The sequence below is a fragment of the Actinomadura roseirufa genome, assembly GCF_900659635.1.
GTDB classification, from domain to species: Bacteria; Actinomycetota; Actinomycetes; order Streptosporangiales; family Streptosporangiaceae; genus Spirillospora; species Spirillospora roseirufa.
Genome location: NZ_CAACVB010000431.1, coordinates 1 through 4,417 on the forward strand (window position 1 = coordinate 1; position 4,417 = coordinate 4,417).

The 4,417-nt window shown below is 75.4% G+C and carries 4 protein-coding genes; 2 read left to right on the plus strand and 2 right to left on the minus strand.

Going from position 1 to position 4,417, the window contains the following annotated elements; genetic code table 11:
- Together E1291_RS39480 and edd are read right to left on the minus strand one after the other, a co-directional pair.
- On the minus strand, positions 1-420 hold a 420-nt coding region (locus tag E1291_RS39480; protein WP_207401196.1), incomplete at its 3' end, for a glucokinase.
- A complete protein-coding gene (gene edd, locus E1291_RS39485) occupies positions 417-2,420 on the minus strand; it encodes a phosphogluconate dehydratase (protein ID WP_242614665.1) in 2,004 nt (667 codons plus the stop codon). The genes E1291_RS39480 and edd, both read right to left, overlap by 4 nt.
- A gap of 149 nt (positions 2,421-2,569) precedes the next feature.
- Here edd and E1291_RS39490 point away from each other — a divergent pair, with 149 nt between their 5' ends.
- Positions 2,570-3,691, plus strand: coding sequence for an ROK family transcriptional regulator (locus E1291_RS39490; protein WP_131743126.1), 1,122 nt, complete (start codon positions 2,570-2,572; stop codon positions 3,689-3,691).
- 190 nt (positions 3,692-3,881) lie between these two features.
- On the plus strand, positions 3,882-4,217 hold the full coding sequence (locus tag E1291_RS39495) for a hypothetical protein (RefSeq protein WP_131743127.1): 336 nt from the start codon (positions 3,882-3,884) through the stop codon (positions 4,215-4,217).
- The last annotated feature ends 200 nt before the right edge of the window (positions 4,218-4,417 follow it).

Consider the following 4,417-nt stretch of genomic DNA (forward strand, 5'->3'; position numbering starts at 1 on the left):
CGTGTGCTCTTCCGATCTGCCGCCGCCCGGCGCCGCGGGCCCGACCGCGACCAGGTCGGCGGCGCCGAGCCGCGGCAGCGCCAGCGCCAGCGCCGCGAAGTCGTTGATGATCTCCAGATGCGGCAGGCCGAGCCGCTCCCGCACCGCCTCGGGGGTGTCGACGGGCCACCCCGCGTTGGTCAGCCGGAACGTCCCGTCGGCGACCGGGCCCGCGACGGCCAGGCACGCCGCCGACGGCCGGACGCCCGGCGCGTGCCGCTCCAGGTAGGCCGCGGCGGCGTCGGCAAGCCCGGCGTGGTCACGGGTGGGCAGCGACGCGATCCGCGCGGGCGCGCGATCCGGGCCGTCCACCAGGGCGAAGCGCGCGTTGGTGCCGCCGACGTCGGCGACCAGCCACGGGCCGTCCTGCGCCGCGCTCACGCGGGCACCTCCGCTCCCCGCTCGGAGACACCGTGCTCCGACGGCCCCGGCCCGGCGGGGCCCGGGTCGGGGGCACGGTGCCCGGGATCCCCGGGCTCGGTGGCTCCCTGCCCGGACGCACCGGATTCGAACGCGCCGGGGCCGAACGGAGCGTGCCCGGCCGGGCCGGGCCCGAAGGCGCCGTGCCCGAACACGCCCGCGCCCCGCTCGGCCGGGCCGACGGCCCGCCGGAACGCGCCGAACAGCTCCCGCCCGGTGCCCGCCCACGCCCGCGCGTCCGGCGCCGAGCCGGCGGCCTCCCGCGCGGCGAACTCCTCGGCCGGGACGAGGACCTCCAGCAGACCCTTGTCCGAGTCCAGCCGGATCACGTCCCCGTCGCGGACCCGCGCGAGCGGCCCGCCCGCCGCCGCCTCGGGCGAGACGTGGATCGCGGCGGGCACCGCGCCCGACGCGCCCGACATGCGCCCGTCGGTGACCAGCGCGACGCGGTGTCCCCGGTCCTGCAGCACCGACAGCGGCGGGGTCAGCCGGTGCAGCTCCGGCATGCCGTTGGCGCTCGGCCCCTGGTACCGGACGACCGCGACGATGTCACGGTCCAGCTCCCCGTCGGCGAACGCCTTCTGCAGTTCCTCCTGCGACCCGAACACGCGGGCCGGCGCCTCGATCGTCCGGTGCTCGGCCCGCACCGCCGACACCTTCACCACGGCCCGCCCCAGGTTCCCCCGGACGGTGTGCAGGCCGCCGTGGGTGTCGAACGGCTCGGCCGCCGGGCGCAGGACGTCCAGGTCGCCCGACTCCGCCGGCGCGTCCCGCCACACGGCCCGCCCGTCGGCGACGTCCGGGACGCGCCGGTAGTCGGCCAGGCTCTCCCCGCCGACCGTCCGCGCGTCCTCGTGCAGCAGGCCCGCGTCGATCAGCTCGCCGATGAGGAACGCGGTGCCGCCCGCCGCGTGGAAGTGGTTCACGTCCGCGGTGCCGTTGGGGTAGAGCCGGGTCAGCAGCGGCGTCACCTTCGACAGGTCGTCGAAGTCGTCCCAGGTCAGCTCGATGCCCGCGGCGGCGGCCATGGCGGGCAGGTGCAGCGTGTGGTTCGTCGACCCGCCGGTGGCCAGCAGCGCGACGATCCCGTTCACGAACGCCCGCTCGTCCAGCATCTCCCCGATCGGGGTGTACGCGCCGGCCAGGTCGGTGATCTTCAGGACGCGGCGCGCCGACGCCTCGGTCAGCGCGTCCCGCAGCGGCGTGCCCGGCGGGACGAAGCTCGCGCCCGGCAGGTGCAGGCCCATGACCTCCATGAGCAGCTGGTTGGAGTTCGCCGTCCCGTAGAACGTGCAGGTGCCGGGCGAGTGGTAGGACGCGGCCTCGGCGGCGAGCAGCTCGTCCCGGCCGATCTCGCCCGCCGCGAACCGCTTGCGGACCTTCGCCTTCTGGGCGTTCGGCAGCCCGGAGGCCATCGGCCCCGCCGGGACCAGGATCGCCGGCAGGTGCCCGAACGACAGCGCGCCGATCACCAGCCCGGGGACGATCTTGTCGCAGACGCCGAGCAGCAGCGCCCCGTCGAACATGTCGTGCGACAGCGCGACCGCCGTCGCCATCGCGACCACGTCCCGGCTGAACAGCGACAGCTCCATGCCCGCGCGGCCCTGCGTGATGCCGTCGCACATCGCGGGCACGCCCCCGGCGAACTGGGCGGTGCCGCCCGCCGCGCGGATCGCCGCCTTGATCAGGTCGGGGTACTCCTTGAGCGGCTGGTGCGCCGACAGCATGTCGTTGTAGGCCGACACGATCGCGATGTTGGGCGTCACGTCGCCGCGCAGCCACAGCTTGTCCTGGACGCCGCAGGCCGCGAAGCCGTGCGCCAGGTTCGCGCACCCCATGCCGCCGCGCACGGGACCCTCCGTCCGCGCGTCCTGGATCCGGCTCAGGTACTCCGAGCGCGTCGCGGCGCTCCGCTCGACGACGCGCCGGGTGACACGTTCCAGCACGGGATGCGCAGCCATGGGGTGCTCCAGACCAGGGGGGACGACCTCACCGCAAAACTACCGAGACATAGGTCATACGGACAACCTCACTTATGAACTCCAGCTAACAAAAGTTCGACTCTTGAGCCAACTGGACTCACTGAACAACACCGTGCTTGACTGGCCGGATGCCGCGTCCCCGCACCCGCCCCTGCACGAGCGGCGACGTACTCCGCCTGATCCGCGAGGACGGGGTCGCCACCCGCGCCGAGCTCGGCCGCATCACCGGCCTGTCCCGCCCCGCCGTCGCCTCCCGGGTCGCCGACCTCATCGGCCGCGGCCTGGTCGCCGAGCGCGCCGACGGGCCGTCCACCGGCGGCCGCCCGCCCGCCCGGCTGGAGTTCAACGCCGCGGGCGGCGCCGTCCTGGTCGCCAACCTCGGCCAGTCCCGCGGCCAGATCGCCGTCTGCGACCTCGCCGGGACGATCCTCGCGCGGGCCGACGGCCCCGCGGCGGGCACGTCCTCGTGCGCGACGCTCCCCCGGCTGCTCGACCGGTGGGCCGACCTGCTGGCCGCCGCGGACGTCGACCCGGCCACCGTCCGCGGCGCGGGCCTCGGCGTCCCGGACGCCGTCGAGCACGAGGCCGGCCGCTGGGACGGCGTGGAGATCCGCCCCGCGATCCGCGACCGGTTCGGCGTCCCCGCCCACCTCGACAACGAGGTCAACGCCGCCGCGCTCGGCGAGCACCAGGCCCACCCGGGCGTCGACGACCTCCTGTTCGTGAAGGTCTCCACCGGCATCGGCTCCGGCCTGATCATCGGCGGCCGGATCCAGCGCGGCGCGCTCGGCGCCGCGGGCGAGATCGGCCATGTCGCCGTGCCCGGCGCGGGCGGCCGGCCGTGCCGCTGCGGCAACCTCGACTGCGTCGAGGCCGTCGCCGGCGGCACCGCCCTGCTCGCCCGCTCGCCCGCCGCCGACCTGCCCGGCCTCGCCGAGCTCGCCCGCACCGGCGACGCCCCGACCGTCGCGCTGCTGCGCGAGGCCGGCCGCCGCATCGGCGAGGTCGTCGCCATCGCCGTCAACCTGCTCAACCCCGCCGTCGTCGTCCTCGGCGGCGACCTCGCGGGCGCCGACGCCCCGCTCATCGCGGGCCTGCGCGAGGTCGTCTACCAGCGCTCCACGGCCCTCGCCACGCGCAGCCTGCGCATCGAGCCCAGCCGTCTCGGCGAGTCCGCCGGCCTCATCGGCTGCGCCGCCATGGTCCTGGACCGCATCCTCGCCCCCGACACCATCGACGCCGCCTACTGACCTCGGGCAGGGCCCCCGAACGCCGGGTTGAGGCCCTAGGGCCCTACGGGGTCGCGCCGCGCCTTTCTACCGTTCCATGCATCGGGGTGAGTGCGCGGATGCGATCCGATTCCCGCTCGCCGGAAAGCGGCGACCATGGCCGGTCCGCGACTCTCCCTCCCTTTCTCTCGACCGCAGAGGAGAGTCCGGCATGTCCTTCATCGCACGCTGCGCGGCCGGTGCCCTGGCCGCCGTCGTCGTCACCACCGGCGGGTCCCAGGCCTGGGCCTACACCGCCAAGCTGGGCGCCAACCGCGCCTACACGAAGAACAAGGACCGCCAGGTCGTCATCTGCGACGGCAGCCGCAACAAGTCCGATGTGAAGGTGGACTACGAGCGCAAGTCCGGCAACGGCGGCTCCAAGTGGAACCGCGGCGACAAGGGCTGCAGCGAGACCGGCCCCGGCACCGTCATCACCCAGATCCGCGTCTGTGAGGCGCACATCGGGTTCGACAAGTGCGGTGCCTGGGCGCACCGGAAGAAGTAGCACCCCCTCCCGCGGGCGACCCTGACCGCCCAGGGCCCGGACACCTCCCTGCCGGGCCCTGGGCGCACCTTCGAGGAGACGGCGAGGAAACGGCGTGGACGCAGGTCACACCCCGCGCGGGCCGCGCGCCCTCGCGCTGGCGCTGGCGTCCGCGGCGCTCGCGCTGGCCGCGACGGCGGGGCTCGTGGTGGGCGCGTCCT